Origin of the sequence: Streptomyces kanamyceticus, assembly GCF_008704495.1 — a bacterium.
Lineage (GTDB): Bacteria > Actinomycetota > Actinomycetes > Streptomycetales > Streptomycetaceae > Streptomyces > Streptomyces kanamyceticus.
The window spans coordinates 3933758-3950045 of sequence record NZ_CP023699.1; the positions used below are offsets into that span (position 1 = coordinate 3933758).

19 protein-coding genes are annotated in these 16288 nt (G+C 69.5%); 10 read left to right on the forward strand and 9 right to left on the reverse strand.

From position 1 onward, the window contains the following. Positions 1–112: 112 nt before the first annotated feature. The 3 genes from CP970_RS16085 to CP970_RS16095 form a co-directional block, all read right to left on the reverse strand. Positions 113–1165, reverse strand: coding sequence for a BMP family lipoprotein (locus CP970_RS16085; protein ID WP_055555537.1), 1053 nt, complete (start codon positions 1163–1165; stop codon positions 113–115). Positions 1166–1394: 229 nt separating this feature from the next. Next, positions 1395–2477 carry a BMP family lipoprotein gene (locus CP970_RS16090; RefSeq protein ID WP_055555534.1) on the reverse strand — a complete coding sequence of 361 codons (1083 nt, stop codon included), beginning with the start codon at positions 2475–2477 and terminating at the stop codon, positions 1395–1397. 161 nt (positions 2478–2638) lie between these two features. Next, on the reverse strand, positions 2639–3874 hold the full coding sequence (locus CP970_RS16095) for an amidohydrolase (RefSeq protein WP_055555531.1): 1236 nt from the start codon (positions 3872–3874) through the stop codon (positions 2639–2641). Between the two features lie 340 nt (positions 3875–4214). Here CP970_RS16095 and CP970_RS16100 point away from each other — a divergent pair, with 340 nt between their 5' ends. Then, a complete protein-coding gene (locus CP970_RS16100) occupies positions 4215–4979 on the forward strand; it encodes a VOC family protein (RefSeq protein WP_055555529.1) in 765 nt (254 codons plus the stop codon). 108 nt (positions 4980–5087) lie between these two features. Here the strand turns inward: CP970_RS16100 and CP970_RS16105 are convergent, their stop codons facing one another. Beyond that, on the reverse strand, positions 5088–5489 hold the full coding sequence (locus CP970_RS16105) for a GNAT family N-acetyltransferase (protein WP_055555527.1): 402 nt from the start codon (positions 5487–5489) through the stop codon (positions 5088–5090). A gap of 92 nt (positions 5490–5581) precedes the next feature. On the opposite strand from CP970_RS16105, the gene CP970_RS16110 reads away from it, so the two are divergent. Continuing rightward, a complete protein-coding gene (locus tag CP970_RS16110) occupies positions 5582–6196 on the forward strand; it encodes an antibiotic biosynthesis monooxygenase (protein WP_150493458.1) in 615 nt (204 codons plus the stop codon). A 9-nt stretch (positions 6197–6205) separates the two neighbouring features. Here the strand turns inward: CP970_RS16110 and CP970_RS16115 are convergent, their stop codons facing one another. Continuing rightward, positions 6206–6655 (reverse strand): ATP-binding protein, encoded by a 450-nt coding sequence (locus tag CP970_RS16115; protein WP_150493460.1) that lies wholly within the window; start codon positions 6653–6655, stop codon positions 6206–6208. Between the two features lie 230 nt (positions 6656–6885). Between CP970_RS16115 and CP970_RS16120 the strand changes: the two genes are divergently transcribed. The 8 genes from CP970_RS16120 (at position 6886) to CP970_RS16155 (ending at position 11262) form a co-directional block, all read left to right on the forward strand. Further along, a complete protein-coding gene (locus tag CP970_RS16120) occupies positions 6886–7740 on the forward strand; it encodes a helix-turn-helix domain-containing protein (protein ID WP_150493462.1) in 855 nt (284 codons plus the stop codon). A gap of 13 nt (positions 7741–7753) precedes the next feature. Further along, entirely contained in the window at positions 7754–7936 is a 183-nt protein-coding gene (locus CP970_RS16125; RefSeq protein ID WP_055546295.1) for a DUF397 domain-containing protein, read from the forward strand. A 222-nt stretch (positions 7937–8158) separates the two neighbouring features. Further along, the gene (locus tag CP970_RS44945) at positions 8159–8365 is read left to right on the forward strand and encodes a hypothetical protein (protein ID WP_079043408.1); all 207 of its coding nucleotides are present in this window, start codon (positions 8159–8161) and stop codon (positions 8363–8365) included. Continuing rightward, positions 8349–8864 (forward strand): DUF6879 family protein, encoded by a 516-nt coding sequence (locus CP970_RS16135; protein ID WP_055546293.1) that lies wholly within the window; start codon positions 8349–8351, stop codon positions 8862–8864. Before CP970_RS44945 ends, CP970_RS16135 begins: the two co-directional genes overlap by 17 nt. Continuing rightward, entirely contained in the window at positions 8861–9700 is an 840-nt protein-coding gene (locus CP970_RS16140; RefSeq protein ID WP_055546291.1) for a Scr1 family TA system antitoxin-like transcriptional regulator, read from the forward strand. Before CP970_RS16135 ends, CP970_RS16140 begins: the two co-directional genes overlap by 4 nt. A gap of 99 nt (positions 9701–9799) precedes the next feature. Beyond that, positions 9800–10030 (forward strand): hypothetical protein, encoded by a 231-nt coding sequence (locus tag CP970_RS16145; protein ID WP_055546289.1) that lies wholly within the window; start codon positions 9800–9802, stop codon positions 10028–10030. An 85-nt stretch (positions 10031–10115) separates the two neighbouring features. Continuing rightward, complete coding sequence (locus tag CP970_RS16150; protein ID WP_055546287.1) at positions 10116–10604, forward strand: hypothetical protein; 489 nt, start codon at positions 10116–10118, stop codon at positions 10602–10604. Between the two features lie 265 nt (positions 10605–10869). After that, on the forward strand, positions 10870–11262 hold the full coding sequence (locus CP970_RS16155; protein ID WP_055546285.1) for a peptidoglycan-binding domain-containing protein: 393 nt from the start codon (positions 10870–10872) through the stop codon (positions 11260–11262). Positions 11263–11286: 24 nt separating this feature from the next. Here the strand turns inward: CP970_RS16155 and CP970_RS16160 are convergent, their stop codons facing one another. From CP970_RS16160 to CP970_RS16175, 4 genes are all read right to left on the reverse strand, one after another. Beyond that, the gene (locus CP970_RS16160) at positions 11287–12390 is read right to left on the reverse strand and encodes a hypothetical protein (protein WP_055546283.1); all 1104 of its coding nucleotides are present in this window, start codon (positions 12388–12390) and stop codon (positions 11287–11289) included. A gap of 53 nt (positions 12391–12443) precedes the next feature. Then, positions 12444–13403 carry an N-acetylneuraminate synthase family protein gene (locus CP970_RS16165; protein ID WP_055546281.1) on the reverse strand — a complete coding sequence of 320 codons (960 nt, stop codon included), beginning with the start codon at positions 13401–13403 and terminating at the stop codon, positions 12444–12446. A gap of 13 nt (positions 13404–13416) precedes the next feature. Beyond that, positions 13417–14733, reverse strand: a complete 1317-nt coding sequence (locus CP970_RS16170) for an N-acylneuraminate cytidylyltransferase (protein ID WP_055546280.1) — start codon at positions 14731–14733, stop codon at positions 13417–13419. 68 nt (positions 14734–14801) lie between these two features. Further along, positions 14802–16169, reverse strand: a complete 1368-nt coding sequence (locus tag CP970_RS16175) for a DUF6716 putative glycosyltransferase (RefSeq protein ID WP_317987191.1) — start codon at positions 16167–16169, stop codon at positions 14802–14804. Positions 16170–16288: the final 119 nt, after the last annotated feature.

Below are 16288 nucleotides of genomic sequence, written 5' to 3' on the forward strand. Positions count from 1 at the left end.
GGTGTGGGAGGAAGTTGAGGTGTGTTCCGCGCGAAAGGGGCGCGGGTGAACCATCGTCCCCCACACCCCGTCGCACAAGAATCACGCTGCTGTTACGGCAGCCTGTGTGCCGTTACGGCTTGGCCTTGACCTTGATCTTGCCGCTCTTGATGCCCTCTTCGGCCTTCTTCACGGCGGCCTGGACATCGGTCATCTTCTTGAACTCGGGGTTCGAGTCGGTCAGCGCGACACCGCCGGAGGCGAGGTCGGCGCGGACGACGCCGCCCTTGGCGTTGCCGTCCTCGACGGCCTTCGCCAGGTTGTAGACCGAGCCCGCGACGTCCTTGGTCGCCGAGGTCAGGATGTACTTCTTGTACTTGGCGAGCGCGTCCTGCTTGTACTGGTCGGAGTCGACGCCGATCGCCCAGACCTTCTTGGCGGCGGCGGCCTCGATGACGCCCTGACCGGAGAGGCCCGCGGCGTGGTAGACCACGTCGGCGCCCTTCTCGATGTGGCCCTGGGTGGCGGTCTTGCCCTTGTCGGGGCTGGTGAACCCGCCGTCCTCGGCCTTCTCCGTCAGGTACTGCTTGACGACCTTGACCTTGGGGTTCGTGTCCTTGACGCCCTGGACGAAGCCCGCCTCGAACTTGTGGATGAGCGGCACGTCCACGCCGCCCACGAAGCCGACGGTCTTGGACTTGGTGACCTTGGCGGCGGTGACGCCTGCCAGGTAGGACGCCTCCTGCTCGCTGAAGACCAGGTCGGAGACGTTCTTCGCCTTGACGGTCTCGTCGTCGACGATGCCGAAGGAGACCTTCGGGAACTTCGCGGCGACCTCCTTGATCGCCGGGGCGTAGGCGTAGCCGACCCCGATGACCGGGTTGTAGCCCTGCTTCGCGAGCTGGGTGAGGCGCTGCGCCTTGTCGGCGTCCGACTCGCCGTCGACCGGCTCGACGGCCTTCTCGCCGGTCTTGAACTCGGCGGCGGCCTTCTTCATGCCCTCGGTCGCCGCGTCGTTGAAGGACTGGTCGCCGGCGCCGCCGACGTCGTAGGCGATGGCGACGCCCTTGTTCTTGTCGTCCTTGCTGGCGGCGGCGTCGCTTGACGTGCCACCGCAGGCAGAGACGGAGACGGCGAGGGCGGCGGTCGCGGCGCCCGCGACAGCTATTCGAGACACCCGGCGCATAGAGACGAACTCCTTAGTACAAGCAAGCACAAGCACGTACGAGCGCCTCCTGGCGCCGATTTCGCCGCAGCGTAACGCGCGTAGACCTGACATAAGAACCCTTCTGTCCGGTCCGTTATCGAGCTGTGGCCACCAGATGTCCGGTGCCCGAACGCCGGGTGGGCGCCCCCTTCGCGGGAGCGCCCAAGCGCCGCAGTACGTACTACGTAAAACGTCTCCGTGCCGCGCGCTACGGCGCGATCTTGACCTTGACCTTGCCGCTGATGATGTCTTCCTTGGCCTTCTCCACGGCGGCGACGACGTCCTTCATCGCCGTGTACTTCGGATTCGAGTCGGCGAACCCGACGCGGCCCGACTTCAGGTCGTAGCGCTGCTCGCCCTTCATCGGCTTGCCCTCGACGACCGACTTCGTCAGGTCGTAGACCGCGCCGCCGACGTCCTTGGTCGCCGAGCCGAGGATGTAGTCCTTGTACTTGGCAAGGGCCTTCTGCTTGTACTGGTCGGAGTCGACACCGATCGCCCACTTCTTCTGCGAGCCCGCCTCCTGGATGACGCCCTGCCCGGAGAGCCCGGCGGCGTGGTAGATCACGTCGGCGCCCGCCTCGATCTGACCGCTCGCCGCGTTCTGTCCCTTGTCGGGGCTGGAGAAGCCGCCCTCCTCGGGCTTCTCGGTCAGATAGCGCTTCTCGATCTCGATCTTCGGGTCCACGGACTTCACGCCCTGGACGAAGCCCGCCTCGAACTTGTGGATGAGCGGGATGTCCACGCCGCCCACGAAGCCGACGTGCTTGACCTTGGTGACCTTGGCCGCGGCGACCCCGGCGAGATAGGAGCCCTGCTCCTCGTGGAAGACGAGGTCGACGACGTTGTCCGCCTTCACGGTGTTGTCGTCGATGATCCCGAACGTGGTGTCGGGGTACTTCTCCGCGGCGGCCTGCACGGCGGGCGCGTAGACGAAGCCGACGCCGACCACCGGGTCGTAGCCCTGCCGGGCGAGCTGTTCGAGCCGCTGGACCTTGTCGGCGCTCGACTCGCCGTCGCCCGGCTCCATGTCCACGCCGCCGATCTTGAATTCCTTGCGGGCCTTCGAGTAGCCCGCGTAGGCGGCGTCGTTGAAGGACTGGTCGCCCTTTCCGCCGATGTCGTAGGCGAGGCCGATGCCCTTGCCCTCGTACTTCGACGACCCGGCGGACCCCTTGTCCTTGCCGTCGTCCTTCGACGCCTCGTCGCTGGTCTTGCCGCACGCGGAGGCCGCGAGGGCGAGGCTCGCCACCGCCACGGCCACTTGGGAAAGTTTCGATACACGACGCATAGGACGTACTCCTTACGTTCCCCAACGCACCGTTGACGGCGCTGATTTCGGCGCACAGTAACGCGCGTAGAAAGGGAGGGGAACGGGGTTTCGCGCGGCCGTTACCTATTCGTGTACCTACGCGTGCACTTCTTCGTTGCGGTCTTCGTCCCGGGGGAGGCTCACTCCCGGTCCGCGTCGAGCAGCGCCGCTGCGGTGAAGAGTTCCACGCCGACCGTGATGGCCGACTCGTCGGCGTCGAAGTCGCCCTGGTGGAGGTCGCGGACGACGCGCTCGCCCGGCTTGCGGACGCCGAGCCGGGCCATGGCGCCCGGCACGTGCTCCAGGTACCAGGAGAAGTCCTCGCCGCCGAGGCTCTGTTCGGTGTCCTCGACGGAGAGCGGTCCGCGCCGCCCGGTCATGGCGTCGCGCAGCAGGTCGGTGACGACCGGGTCGTTGACCACGGGCGGCACTCCGCGGATGTAGTTGATCTCGGACTTGGCCCGGTAGAGCTCGGCGACCTCCTGGATGGCGCCGTGCACCAGGTCGGGCGCCTGCCGCCAGGCCTTGAGGTCCAGGCAGCGCACTGTCCCGGAGAGCTCGGCGTGCTGCGGGATCACGTTGCACGCGTGCCCCGACTCGATGCGGCCCCAGGTCACCGAGAGGCCGGAGCGGGCGTCGATGCGCCGGGCGACCAGGGCGGGCACCTCGGTGGCGACCTTGGCGGCCGCGGTCACGAGGTCGGTGGTGAGGTGCGGGCGCGCGGTGTGCCCGCCGGGGCCGTCGAGCGCGACTTCGAGGCGGTCGCAGGCGGAGGTGATGGGGCCGTGCCGCAGGCCGATGCGGCCCGCGTCGACGCGGGGGTCGCAGTGCACCCCGATGATCCGGCCGACGCCGTCGAGGACACCCGACTCGATGGCGTCGGGCGCGCCGCCCGGCAGGACCTCCTCGGCGGGCTGGAAGATCAGCCGGACGGGGCGGGGCAGTTGGCCGCGGGCGGCAAGGTCGGCGAGGACGAGTCCCGCGCCGAGTACGACGGTGGTGTGCACGTCATGTCCGCAGGCGTGGGCGCGGTCGGGCACCGTCGAGCGGTACGGGACGCCCAGCTTGGTGTCGGGGATGGGCAGCGCGTCGATGTCGGCGCGCAGCGCGAGCATGGGCCTGGCGCCGTCCCACTCTCCGATGTCGCAGATCAGCCCCGTACCGATGGCGAGGACGCGGGGCTTGAGCCCCGCGTCCTCAAGCCGGGCCTTGAGGGCCGCGGTGGTACGGAACTCCTGGTTGCCCAGCTCGGGGTGCATGTGCAAGTCGCGGCGGAAGGCGACGAGTTCGGCGCGCAGCGCTTCGGGCAGCGCACCGGGCAGTGCTTCCGCGGGAGCGGACTCGGATCCCGGCTCGGCTTCGGACTCGCGGGACATCAATTGGTTCACCCTGTGAAGGGTAGGGCGACGTGGGGGCCAACTGACCCACGATCAACAAAAGTTCAGCCCGATAGGGGAAGAATTCGTGGCCGCGTGGCGCATGGGTGTTGGTCGCGGTGGGTAAACTTTTAGGCCGTCGCGAAGGATGCGGATGGCGTTCGGGACCTGTAATAGGCCGGTGTCTTAGGCCAGTGTCACGGTGGTGAGCGGGGGCGCGAGTGCGCCCGGCGGGGCGCGGCGGGCCGCGCGTCGCACTTCTAGGACAGTATCTGTCCTACTTGGGTCCTACCGTCGGCGACACCCGACCGCACCCCTCGGAACGAGAACGGTGGTACCGATGAGCCTCGTCACCAGGAACCAGCCCGAGTCCACGCCCACGTGGACCGACCTCGACGTCACCGAAGGAGCCGAGGCCGAGCGCGCGGCGGAATTCTACGGAGCGGTGTTCGGCTGGGAGTTCCGCGCCGACGCGGGCCACGGGATCACCTGCCTGCTGCGCGGCCGCCCGGTCGCGGGGCTGCGGACGGTATCCGAGGGCGCGGACCGCCTCGGCGCCTGGCGGATGTACTTCGCCGCCGACGACTGCGACGCGGTGGCGGGGCGCGCCGTGGCGGCGGGCGCGACGGTGACGCGGGGCCCGGACGACATCGGCACGCTGGGCCGCACGGCCGTGCTCCTCGACCCGGTGGGCGCCGAGTTCGGGCTCTGGCAGGGCCGGGACCTGCTCGGCTGCGAGTTGGTGAACGAGCCGGGCACCCTGGTCCGCAACGACCTGTCGACGCCGGAGGCGGAGCGCGCGAGGACCTTCTACGCGGCGGTCTTCTCCTACACCCTGGACGGGAACAAGGACCTGCCGGACTTCGACTTCACGTTCCTGCGGCGCCCGGACGGCCACGAGATCGGCGGCGTCTTCGGCGTCCCGGGGGCGCCGTCGTCCCGCTGGGAGACGACGTTCGAAGTGGCGGACACGGACGCGGTGGCCGCCCGCGCGACGGAGGCGGGCGGCGCGGCCGAGGCACCGTCGGACACGCCGTACGGCCGGATGGCGCGGCTCACCGATCCGCTGGGCAGCGCGTTTCATGTGATCGCGCGGCCGCGGTAGGCGAAGGGCGGCGGCCCGGAGGTCGCCCTCACCAGAGATGCGCGGCGGCAGCCAGCCCGGCGGAGGAGCCGGCGCGCGTGCCCGGCGGCACTGGTGACCCACCCGGCCTCACAGCGCGATGAGCCCCGCCGCCGTCCCGCGGAAGCCGCAGGCGTCGAAGTAGAAGCCGCGCAGTTCGTCGTCGAAGTCGACGTGCAGCCACTCGCAGCGCTGCTCGCGCGCGCCTTCGACGGCGCGGGCGACGAGTCCGGTGCCGATCCCCCGCCTCCGGTGCCGGGCGGCCACGGCGGTGTCCAGGACGAAGGCGTGCACCCCGCCGTCCCAGGCGACGTTGACGAAGCCGACGAGGTCTCCGTGTTCGCCGTCCCGCGCGCAGACCCAGCCGAGGCTGTGCCGTGCCAGCTGCGCCCGCCAGCCGATGTCGAGGACCGGGTGCCCGAACCCCTCCGCGTGCAGGACGTTGACCTCCGCGTCCTCGAAGGGGCCTCGCCACTCGTAGGTGATCGTCATCCGGGGATGATAGCCACGGCCGTACGACCGGCGCCTTGGACTTTTCCGTCCGGTTGACCTCAACTGTGGTTGAGGGAGGAACGTCGGGTGGCATGACGCATCTTCTCGATCTCCTCCACCCCGACGCGGGCACCGTCCTGATCAGCGAGTGGCGCACCGGCACCCCGGAGCGCACCCGGGCGGCCGCCGACGCCGTCATCCAGGAGTGGGCCGCCGCCGAGGCGCCGCCCGCGCGGCTGGCACAGCACCTCTTCGTCGCGACGGACGGCACCGGACTCCTGCACTACGCGCAGTGGACGAGCGACGAGGACCACCTGGCGTGGGCCCGCGCCTACCGCGGCGCCGTGATCAGCCGTGTCGACACGCTGGTGCCGGGGATCGAACGCCCTGGCCTCAACCGGACCCGGCTGCACCGCAGCGTGGTGCACGACGCGGGGCACCGCCCCGGCGTCTTCGCGATCACGATGACGACGGCGGTTCAGGAGACCCTGGAGAACGCGTCCACACCGGCAACGGGCCTGCTGGCCACGCACATTCACCTGACGGCGGACGGCGGGCGCGCGATCGTCGTCTCGGAGTGGACGGACGGCGCGGCGCACGAGAAGGCCGCGGCCGACGCGCCCGGCGTAAGGAGGTACACGCTCCACCACTCGCTCACGGGCGGCCGGGCCTCGTCTTCTCCCACCCACCCGCCCCTCCCCCAGTGACGAAGCCCCTCAGACGCCGAGCTCGAACCACAGCAGCTTGCCGCCCCGCCCGAAGAGGTCGTCCCCCAGGGGGTGTCCGCCCCAGGCCCGGGCCCACTGCGCGACGAGACCGAGGCCGCGCCCGCTGTCCGCCTCGTGCGGGACAGGGCGCAGTGGGCCGCGGCGGCCGGGTGGCTTGTCGAAAGGGGAAGGGATGTGCGGGTTCGTGTCCCACACGCTGACCCGCAGCCCGCTCGGGTCGTCGGTGCCGCGCAGGCGCAGGGCGGCGGGGCCCTCGGAGTGCCGGTAGGCATTGGTGACCAGCTCGGACGTCAACAGCTCGGCCACGTCTGTCAGTTCAGCGAGTCCGTACGCGGGAAGGACGGCGCGGGACGTCATGCGGGCGATGCGGGGAGCGCGGGGGTCGTGGGGCAGGTGAAGGGCGTACGACCAGGTGTGGGGCGGGGATACGGTTGCCATGTCGCCTCCTTGGGGGCGGAGTTCGGTTCGCTCGCTGGCCCTGCCGGGCGGTGGCATGCCGCGCCTCTTGGACGCGGTGCGCTTCCGGCTTGCGGGGCTGGGCAGTTGAGCGGGTCGAGTGACACCGTAGGCTCACGAGTGGCCTATATTCCATCGATACGGAGTAAGGGAGGCCATAGCCGCTCCTGTGGGTGACACGCCTCCCCCGTTCCGGGCCCGAAGGGAACTGAATGCCCCCCAGCAAGACCCCCACGCTCCGTCAGCAGCGCCTGGGCGCTGAGCTGCGAAAGCTGCGCGAGCGGGCCGGGCTCTCCACCGTGCGGGCGGCCGCCCTGCTGGGTGTCAACCAGTCACGCATCAGCAATATCGAGGCAGGCCGGTACGCGGTGGGCGCCGACCGCGTCCGCGTGATCGCCCGCAACTACGCCTGTTCGGACGAGGCTCTGGTCGGCGCCCTCGTCGGCATGACAGGGGGCCGCACACGCGGGTGGTGGGAGGAGTACCGGGGGAACCTGCCGAACGGCATGCTGGATCTCGCCGAGCTCGAACACCACGCCGACGCACTGCGTGTCGCGCAGGCCTTGCACATCCCCGGGCTGCTGCAGACGGCACAGCACGCCCGTGCGCTGTTCGCAGACGCCGTACCGCCTCGCCTCCCTCACGAGATCGAGCACCTGATGTCGTACCGGATCAAGCGCCAAGCAGTACTACACCGGGGCACTCCGCTCCCGTACACCGCCCTGATCCACGAAGCGGCGCTCCACATGCGGGTCGGAGGACCGGCCGTCGCAGCAGAACAGCTCAACCACCTCGTGGAAATGGGCCGACGGGCCCACATCTCCGTACTCGTCATCCCCTTCGGCCGGGGCGCCTTCCCCGGCTCAGGGCAAGGCATCGACTACGCCCACGGGCCTGTCACTCACCTCGACACGGTCCAGCTGGACACCGAGCATGGGAGTGAATTCCTGGATGCAGCAGCCCAGTTGGAGCGCTACACCACAGTCCTCGACCGCTTGGAGAAGCTGGCACTCCCAGCCGAAGAGTCCCGAGAACTGATCGCCCAGGCAGCCGCCACCCAGAAGTGAAGGACCCGACACGATGCCCGAACTCGCTTGGCAGAAGTCCACGTACAGCTCGGAGGCCTCCTCCTGCGTCAACATCGCCACCGCCCCCGACGGAACGATCCGCCTCCGCGAAAGCGACGAGCCAGAGGCCATCCTCAGCACGTCTCGCGCCCAACTCGGCACCCTCATACGCGCTGTCAAGAACACGCGCCTCTGACCTCGGGAACCGGGATCTTCGTTGGTGCCCAGGGGGGACTTGGACCCTCCACTCGGGCATCAGCTTCATGCCAGTGCTGCGGCGCCTCGCACCCTTGACCTGCCGGACGAGTCAATTTATGCGGCAACGCGCATAGTCGCGTCCACGCATAGACGGCCCAGCCGGGGCTCCGTACCGTCATGGCCAACAGGCCCAACCAGGGCTCCGGCATGGGGGTTTCGCATGGCACGCGAGGAACTGACCCGGCTTACCGGCAACGGCAGCGGGGAGTGCGGTGAAGAGGACTGCCCCAACGTCTATCGCACCACTAGTGGCTCCCTCATCGTCCAAGGCGACGTATCGCGGGCTTTCACTCCGCCTACCGGGGAAGGGCTTGTTGAGATCCCCGAAGAGGTCTTGCGGGAGGCCGTACGTGCTCTTGGATGGTGACGAGTGGCAGGCAATGTTCCGCGACTTCCACACGCAAGCGTGGCGGCTCGAAACACTGCCGCAGTACCTCATGCCGCAGGAGGCCGAAGAGATCCAGGCTTTCAAGGACGGCAAGCGCATCGATCCGCATGCCTACACGTCGACCTATACCGACCGGATTAAAAGGCAGCTTGCCGAGGGGAAGGCGAACGGGCGCGTACATGTCCTTACGCGCCCACTCTCTGAGTACCTGCGGTTTGAGTTCGCTCGCTACTACGAGCCACACGCAACGGCCGGCGAGGATATCCGCATCCTCGATGTGACCGACCGAGTCAACCCGTTGGCGGGCATCCAAGACTTCTGGATGTTCGACCGCTCCACAGTGGTGCTCATGAACTATGAGCCCGACGGCAGGCAGATCAGCCGGGAACTGCACGAAAGCGACCCTGCGCCGTTCATCGAATACCAGCGGATTGCGGTAGCCGAGTCGGTCCCATTTCGGGAGTACGTGAGCGGGTGACGTTTGGGCCTGAGCAGCTAGGCCAGTCAACGGAAGAGTTGGCGGTCTTACTGAAAGGACTGCGCAAAGGGGCCGGTCTCTCCGGGGACCGGCTCGCCAAGCGCATGAACGTGTCCCAATCCAAGGTAAGCCGGATCGAGAACGCCAAGGCGCAGCCGTCCCTCGTGGACGTAGAACAGTGGCTTAGGGCGACAGACGCATCACCAGAAGCCGCAGACCGCATCATGACCTTAGCGAGGCTGGCCAACACGCAGTGGCGCGACCTGCGAAGCCTGCGCCGCACCGGTCTCGGTTCCCGGCAAGCCGAGTTGAAGGCACTCGAAGCCTCCTCGGTGCATATGCGGTACTTCCTGCTGTCGATGATTACCGGCCTACTTGCCACCCCTGACTACGCGCGGGCCAGCCTCTCGCATTCACCAGCCGATACAAGCAAGGCCGTGGCGGGCAAGCTGGAACGACAGCAGGTACTTCACGACGCATCGAAACGGTTCACTTTCCTGATCACTGAACAGGCTGCACGCTTCCCACTCATCAAGCGCCACGCTATGGCCATGCAACTTGACCATCTGGCATCCCTGACGTACCTGCCTAATGTACGGCTCGGAGTCATCCCTGTAGGGACGTTTCTGCCTGGCACGCCATTGAACACATTCACAGCCTATGACGACCGAATGGTGACAGCGGAGCTAACCACGGGGTCGATAGTGTTCCGCGATGCTCGGGATATCCGAACCTACCTTGATGACTTCGCCGGATACGAAGCGCAGATGCTATTCGACGATGCGGCCAGGGCGAAGCTCGGGGAGTGGTCGGCGACCTGTCGAAGTGATCTTTAGTCGACAACGCGAATAACGCTGGAGCCGTTGCCGCGACCGGCCGATGATGCCCCTATGCCGACCAAACAGAGGAATCCCAGGAACTCAGGAAGGTGCACCATGCCCGGAACCGACCTGTACGCCCTGCCTATCGATGGAGTCGTGTTCGTCAAGGCGTGCGGAGGTAACACGCACCCGGACGGCGAAGCGTGCGCGCAGCTCGCGAAGATCGGCCCCAACGCGTGGGCTCTGAGCGACAGCAAGCGGCCTCATGCGGAGCCCCTGAGGTTCACCACTGAGGAACTGGACGCGGCCGGTATCGACCCGGCGCGCTTCGGACTCTCCGCCTGATCTACGGCACTCCCCGAAAGCGGCTCTCGACCCGTCCCCCGTGGGTTGGGGGCCGCTTCCGTATCTCCTCAAGGTGGGACGTCCGTTGCACATCCACGCCTATCTGTGGACCGGCCCTAAAGCGCACTTCGACGAGGACGCGTTGAGACGGCCGCCGTACCCCGATCCGCCGCCACCGCCAGCAGGTGAGGACGACAAGGACGGTCTGCGGCTAGCCGCCCGTTACCGGCAAGTCGTGGCCGAGTTTCCCGTGACCGGCCTACCACCTATCGAGACTGCTCACTGGTTGATGAAGCCGTCGAAGCTCATCCGGGGCACGTGGAAGGATCCGAAGCCGGCCGCCGAGTGGCTGGGGCTTCAGCTCGCCGAGTACGCTCCGCGGTTCGCCTCCGAGCAGGATCGAGACACGACGCGGCTGGCGGTGCATGTGGCGGCGGCAGCCGATCGTCTGGGATGGGGTGGCGACGTGTCGCTCGGCCACTACCTGAACGGACAGTCCTACCTGTCTTTGGCCCTGGTGACGTGCACGCCCAACAACGCGGCGCCGGACACACTCTGCCCGGAACGGCGCTGAGGGACGTTCCCGGACGGGGACCCTTTCCAGGACGGCGTGGTGTCGCTGTCCGAGAACCACAGGGGTGGCAGCCGCGCCTTCTCGCGCGTACCGCGCGGGGTTGATGCCTTGGGGGAACTACGGCAGGGGTTGACCCCGCCGCAACCGTGGGTGCACCCGGGAGTCCCCCTCCCGTTGGACGCGGAACGGCGGGCCCCGGACCTAGCGTGCACCGGGTCCGGGCGGCGCACGGGAGCGCCGCCCCTTCCTCTTCTCGGGAGCACCCATGACCCACCACCGCAAGGCAGCGACCGTCCTGGCCGCGGGGATCCTCGCCGCGACCGCCGCGACCGGGGCGGCCGCCACCGCGTCGGCGGCCGAGCCCTCGCCCGCCGCGCCGTCCGTCTCGGCGAGCTGCTCGTGGCGCACCAACGTCGGCTTCTACTGCGGCTACGACACCAGGAACGTCTACAGCGACTACGGCGACAGCGGCAGGCAGGTCAAGGAGATCCAGGCGCTGCTCCGCTTCAGGGGCATCGGCATCGGACCCGACGGGATCGACGGCAAGTTCGGCAAGGACACCCGCTCGGCCGTGCAGAAGTTCCAGCGCTCCTGGCACCTGAACGACGACGGCATCGTCGGCCCCAACACGTGGAGCTACCTGCGGACCGGGGTCTGAGGAACCCCGGCCCATGACCGGGCCTCAGGCAGGTGCCGCATGCCGTACCGACGTCAGCCGGTGCACGTCCCGTGCCGTCCCCGTCACCCCGGACAGGAAGCCCTGGGCGCGCGGGGACGCCGTCTCGGTCAGCCAGGCCGGGTCGATGTCGCAGACCGCCACCTTCACCTCGGTGCCCGCGAGGGCGAGCGGGAGGGTGTGCACGACCGTCGAGGGGAAGCTGAGGATCGTACGGCCGATCGGTCCGCGTCGTGCGATCAGTTCCAGGGGCAGGTCGGGGCGTACGACCTGGAGGCCCGTCTCGACCGCGAGGCGGTGGAGCTTCTCGGCGCTCTCGCGGCGGTGCGCGAAGTAACGCGTCGCGCCGTGCGTGTGCGAGAGCGCGCGGACCGCCTCCACGTAGCGGTCGGGGTCGACCACGCCGGTCTCCACCAGGGAGGTGCCGACGAGGTCGGCGCCCCGGGTGATGCGGGGCGGGCCGAAGCGTTCCCGGGTCCAGGCGAAGGCGTTGACGGAGAGCGTCACGCCGTCCGGTGCCTGGTCGATGGGCATCGCGGAGAAGACCTCCACGCTGCGCGCCCCGCCGGGGGTGAGGCGGCGCCGCGCCGTGGCCGACACCGGGGCGAAGACCAGGTCGCGGGGGCCGGGTCTGCCGCCCTTGCGGTGCCAGCGCACCAGGCGTTCGCCGCGGGCGAGTTGGGCGATGAACTCCATCGTGGCCGTGCCGTCGTCCACGACGACCAGGGAGCGGGCGCGGGTGATCGTGAGCAGCAGCTGTACATAGCGCGAGAAGGGGTCGCCGATCACTATCCGGTCGGCCCTGCGCAGCGGTCCCGCGAGGCCGCCGATGGTGTGGAAGGGGGCCGCGGTGCCACCGCGCGCCTCCTCCCAGCGGACTTCGACGCCCTCGTCGCGGGCCAGCTGGGCCATGCGCCGCAGCTGGCCACGTGTCATCGGGTCGTTCGGGGAGAGGACGACGACGGTGAGTCCCCCGGTCGGGCCTGTCGCGGCCGCGGCATGCGCCCACTCCAGGACGTTCAGAAGCTGAACAGGGCTCTCCACGAAGGCGAGCGTGGAGGGAGCGGTGGTGCCGGTGGCATCGGCGGCTCGGCCGACTCGGGGGCTCATCGTCGTATGTCCGTATCCCGTTAATCCGTATCCGGTTAAAGCGGGCCGCGTGCTCAGACGGCGACCGGCTCGGTCTCGGCCGACTCGCTCTCGGCGACGACGCCCGCGACGCGGCGCAGCTTCTTCATCGGGCCGAGCTCCGACTCGTAGACCTTCTTGACGCCGTCACCGAGGGAGGCCTCGATGGTGCGGATGTCGCGGACCAGGCGGGTCAGGCCCTGCGGCTCGACGGAGGCGGCCTGGTCGGAGCCCCACATGGCGCGGTCGAGGGTGATGTGGCGCTCGACGAAGGTGGCGCCGAGGGCGACCGCGGCCAGGGTGGTCTGCAGGCCGGTCTCGTGGCCGGAGTAGCCGATCGGGACGTTCGGGTACTCGGCCTGGAGGGTGTTGATGACGCGGAGGTTGAGCTCCTCGGCCTGCGCCGGGTACGTCGACGTGGCGTGGCACATCAGGATGTTGTCCGAGCCGAGGACCTCGACCGCGTGGCGGATCTGCTTCGGCGTCGACATGCCGGTGGAGAGGATGACCGTGCGGCCGGTGGCGCGCAGGGCGCGGAGCAGCTCGTCGTCGGTGAGCGAGGCGGAGGCGACCTTGTGGGCGGGCAGGTCGAACTTCTCCAGGAAGGCGACGGCCTCGGTGTCCCACGGCGACGCGAACCAGTCGATGCCGCGCTTGGCGCAGTGCTCGCTGATCGCCTGGTACTCGGCCTCGCCGAACTCCACGCGGTGGCGGTAGTCGATGTAGGTCATGCGGCCCCAGGGGGTGTCGCGCTCGATGTCCCACTGGTCGCGCGGGGTGCAGATCTCCGGGGTGCGCTTCTGGAACTTGACCGCGTCGCAGCCGGCCTCGGCGGCCACGTCGATGAGCGCGAAGGCGTTCTCCAGGTCACCGTTGTGGTTGATGCCGATCTCACCGGTGATGTACACGGGCTGACCGGGGCCAGCCGTCTTCGAACCGAACTGACGGAGACGGGAGTTGGCGCCGATGGTGGTGACGGGGCTGATGGTGCTCATGGCAGAACAGTCCTTAACTGTGGAGGGAGTCGAGAGAGGGGCCGAGGATCCAGCTGGCGATCTCTCGGATCGCGCCTTCACCGCCGGGGACGGTGGTGACCGCGCGGGCCGCGCCGCGCACGACGTCATGGGCGCTGGCGACCGCCACGGGCCAGCCCACGAGGGCGAAGCACGGGAGGTCGTTGACGTCGTTGCCGACGTAGAGCACGCGCTCGGGAGCGATGCCCTGCTCCTCGCACCACTGCTTCAGTGCGAGGTCTTTCCTGTCGATGCCGTGCAGGACGGGAAGCTTGAGCTTCTTCGCGCGCGCGGCGACGACCGGGTTCTGTTCCGTGGACAGGATCAGCATGTTCAGGCCGCTCCTGCGGAGGGCCGCGATGCCGAGGCCGTCCCCGCGGTGCACGGAGACGAACTCCCGTCCGTCGGAGTCGATCAGCACCCTGTCGTCGGTCTGGGTGCCGTCGAAGTCGAGGACGACCGCGTCGATGTCGGCGGCGGTCGGGAGGGCGGCCTCGTCTCCTGGACGGGCCGCGTCGAAGAGCGGGGCGAGCGCGCGGGCGCGGGCGAGGTCGTGCGGGTCGTCGACCTCCAGGACCCGGGCGGGGTCGGTGCGCACGGGCTCGGTGTGGCCGAAGAAGCGGTGCTTCTCGGCGCGGAAGCCCGTCGCGTCCATCGCGTAGGCGGCGCCGGTCTCCAGGAGGTCCTGGGGGCGGTCCTGGCGGCGCGGCCGGAAGGACTTGTCGTGGTTGACGCCGTAACCGCCGCGCGTACGGGTGGAGTTGGCGAGCGTGGCGGTGCCGCCGACGGCGTCCGTGCGCTGCGCGGTGACCTCGGCGGATCCTTCCGTGGCGTCGTCGGCGGCGTCGCGCCAGATGAAGCCGTGGAAGGGGGCGACGGTGACGGCGGTGTCCGCGCCGTTCTCGACGACCGCGGCGGCCACCCCGTCGATGTCCTCGCGGGTGAGGAAGGGGCTGGTGCACTGCACGAGCAGGACGACGTCCACGGCGGCGCCGTGCAGGGCCTCGTGGGCGTCCATGGCGTGCAGGACGGCGGCCTCGCTGGTCGCGGTGTCACCGGCGATCGCGGCGGGACGCAGGACCACTTCGGCGCCCGCGGCGCGGGCGGCCTCGGCGATCACGTGGTCGTCGGTGGAGACGACGACGTCGGTGACCAGGCGGGAGGCCCGGCATTCGCGGATGGCTCTGGCCACCAGGGGCACGCCGCCGACCGGGGCGAGGTTCTTGGCGGGCACGCCCTTGGACCCGCCGCGGGCGGGGATGACGGCGAGGACGCGGCGCACCTGCGTGCCCGCTGGGTCGGGGAGGGACATGGCGGCTCCTGAGGGGTCGGCCGAGGAGGGGTGGTGGGGGGTGACGGCGCCGGTGGTGCCCGCGGGGCTCACAGCTCGCCCATCCGCCGGATGACGGGCGCCACGCGCTGCACTCCGTGGCGGTAGGCGCCGCGGGCCGCGCGGCGCACGATCTGCCGTACGGGACCCGGGTCCTTGTCGGCCGCGGGCGCGCCCGGCAGCGGTGCGCCGTCCGGGCCGAGGTGGTGGCGGGCGAGGATGGCGGGCAGGTAGCCACGGGCGGTGGTGAGGTCGTAGTACGGCGCCAGGGGCGGGAGTTGACCGGCGGCCGCGTCGGCGAGCAGCTCGGTGACCCGCTCGCGCGCCCCGTCGAAGGCCCGCTCGTAGCTTCCGTCGGCGGCGACGCCCTGCCTGGCCAGCCACCGCTCGTCGGGCTCGGGCAGGTCGCCCGCGTCGAGCCCGTCCCAGGAGGTGAGGCAGCCGGAGCCGGTGAAGTGGTGGTTGCCGAGTGCTTCGCGGACCCCGAGGTCGGTGAGGACGGCGGTGGGGACGCGGCGGTGCAGGGACTCCAGGGCCGCCGTGGAGGAGACGGTGACGAGCAGGTCGGTGCGGTCGAGCACCTCGCCCATGTGCCCGTAGACGAGGCGGCAGTTGGCGGGCAGCCCGCCCTCGACGCGCTGCGCCAGCTTCTGGTAGGGCAGCTCCTCGATGTGCGTGGTGTGCTCGCCCGGCCTGCTGCGCAGCTTGAGCAGCACCTCGCGGTCGGGGTGCAGCCTGGCGTGTTCGACCAGGCGGCGCAGGAGGTAGGTGCGCTGGGCCGCGCTCTCGGGCACGGAGGGCTGGGCGGCGAAGACGACGGTGTAGGGGTCGTGCTTCTCGTACGGCTCCCCGCCGAGGAACGGCAGTGCGGCTTCCGTCACCGCGGACGCGTCGGCGCCCACCCCCTCGTACACGGCGCGGAAACGGTCCGCGTCCTGGCGGGAGTTGGCGAGGACGACGTCCGCGCCGTGCCGCAGCAGGAGGCCGTCCGCGAGCTTCTCGTAGACGACGCCGACGTAGCCGGTGACGACGACGGGCCGATTGCCCGCGCCGCCGGTCAGGCGGGCGTCCTCTATGACCCGGGCGAGACCGTGCAGGACCGCCTGGACCGCGCCGCCCACCAGGGCGAGCACGATCACGTCGGGCGCGTCGCGCTCCATCTCCCGCAGGAACTCGACGGCGGTGACCTCGCGCAGCGAGTCCGCGCGCACTCCCACCTCTTCGAGCTGGCGGGGGGTGGGGGTGGCCCGGCCGCGGAGCAGGTAACCACTGAGCCGGTGGCTCTCCGGCCCATGCTCGTCGGGCGCATGCCCGTTCGCCCCATGCCCGTTCGGCCGATTGTCCGATACGATGCGGTTCGCGGTGAGAGCGCCCCATTTCCATCGCGTATCGGAATCGGCGAGCACGGCGACCCGCAGCGGGTTTCGATGACTTCCTTGCACGTCCCAGACGCTAGGAAGGCATTTCGATTCGCGGCCCAACTCAGGTGCAACAAACGGTTAACAGCATGCCGACGAATGGCGAATCAGCCCCGGAA

Bases quoted from the DNA above. Each gene is read 5' to 3' on its own strand.
- CP970_RS16085 (WP_055555537.1), bottom strand. From the start codon at position 1,165: ATGCGCCGGGTGTCTCGAATAGCTGTCGCGGGCGCCGCGACCGCCGCC.
- CP970_RS16090 (WP_055555534.1), bottom strand. From the start codon at position 2,477: ATGCGTCGTGTATCGAAACTTTCCCAAGTGGCCGTGGCGGTGGCGAGC.
- CP970_RS16095 (WP_055555531.1), bottom strand. From the start codon at position 3,874: ATGTCCCGCGAGTCCGAAGCCGAGCCGGGATCCGAGTCCGCTCCCGCG.
- CP970_RS16100 (WP_055555529.1), top strand. From the start codon at position 4,215: ATGAGCCTCGTCACCAGGAACCAGCCCGAGTCCACGCCCACGTGGACC.
- CP970_RS16105 (WP_055555527.1), bottom strand. From the start codon at position 5,489: ATGACGATCACCTACGAGTGGCGAGGCCCCTTCGAGGACGCGGAGGTC.
- CP970_RS16110 (WP_150493458.1), top strand. From the start codon at position 5,582: ATGACGCATCTTCTCGATCTCCTCCACCCCGACGCGGGCACCGTCCTG.
- CP970_RS16115 (WP_150493460.1), bottom strand. From the start codon at position 6,655: ATGGCAACCGTATCCCCGCCCCACACCTGGTCGTACGCCCTTCACCTG.
- CP970_RS16120 (WP_150493462.1), top strand. From the start codon at position 6,886: ATGCCCCCCAGCAAGACCCCCACGCTCCGTCAGCAGCGCCTGGGCGCT.
- CP970_RS16125 (WP_055546295.1), top strand. From the start codon at position 7,754: ATGCCCGAACTCGCTTGGCAGAAGTCCACGTACAGCTCGGAGGCCTCC.
- CP970_RS44945 (WP_079043408.1), top strand. From the start codon at position 8,159: ATGGCACGCGAGGAACTGACCCGGCTTACCGGCAACGGCAGCGGGGAG.
- CP970_RS16145 (WP_055546289.1), top strand. From the start codon at position 9,800: ATGCCCGGAACCGACCTGTACGCCCTGCCTATCGATGGAGTCGTGTTC.
- CP970_RS16155 (WP_055546285.1), top strand. From the start codon at position 10,870: ATGACCCACCACCGCAAGGCAGCGACCGTCCTGGCCGCGGGGATCCTC.
- CP970_RS16160 (WP_055546283.1), bottom strand. From the start codon at position 12,390: ATGAGCCCCCGAGTCGGCCGAGCCGCCGATGCCACCGGCACCACCGCT.
- CP970_RS16165 (WP_055546281.1), bottom strand. From the start codon at position 13,403: ATGAGCACCATCAGCCCCGTCACCACCATCGGCGCCAACTCCCGTCTC.
- CP970_RS16170 (WP_055546280.1), bottom strand. From the start codon at position 14,733: ATGTCCCTCCCCGACCCAGCGGGCACGCAGGTGCGCCGCGTCCTCGCC.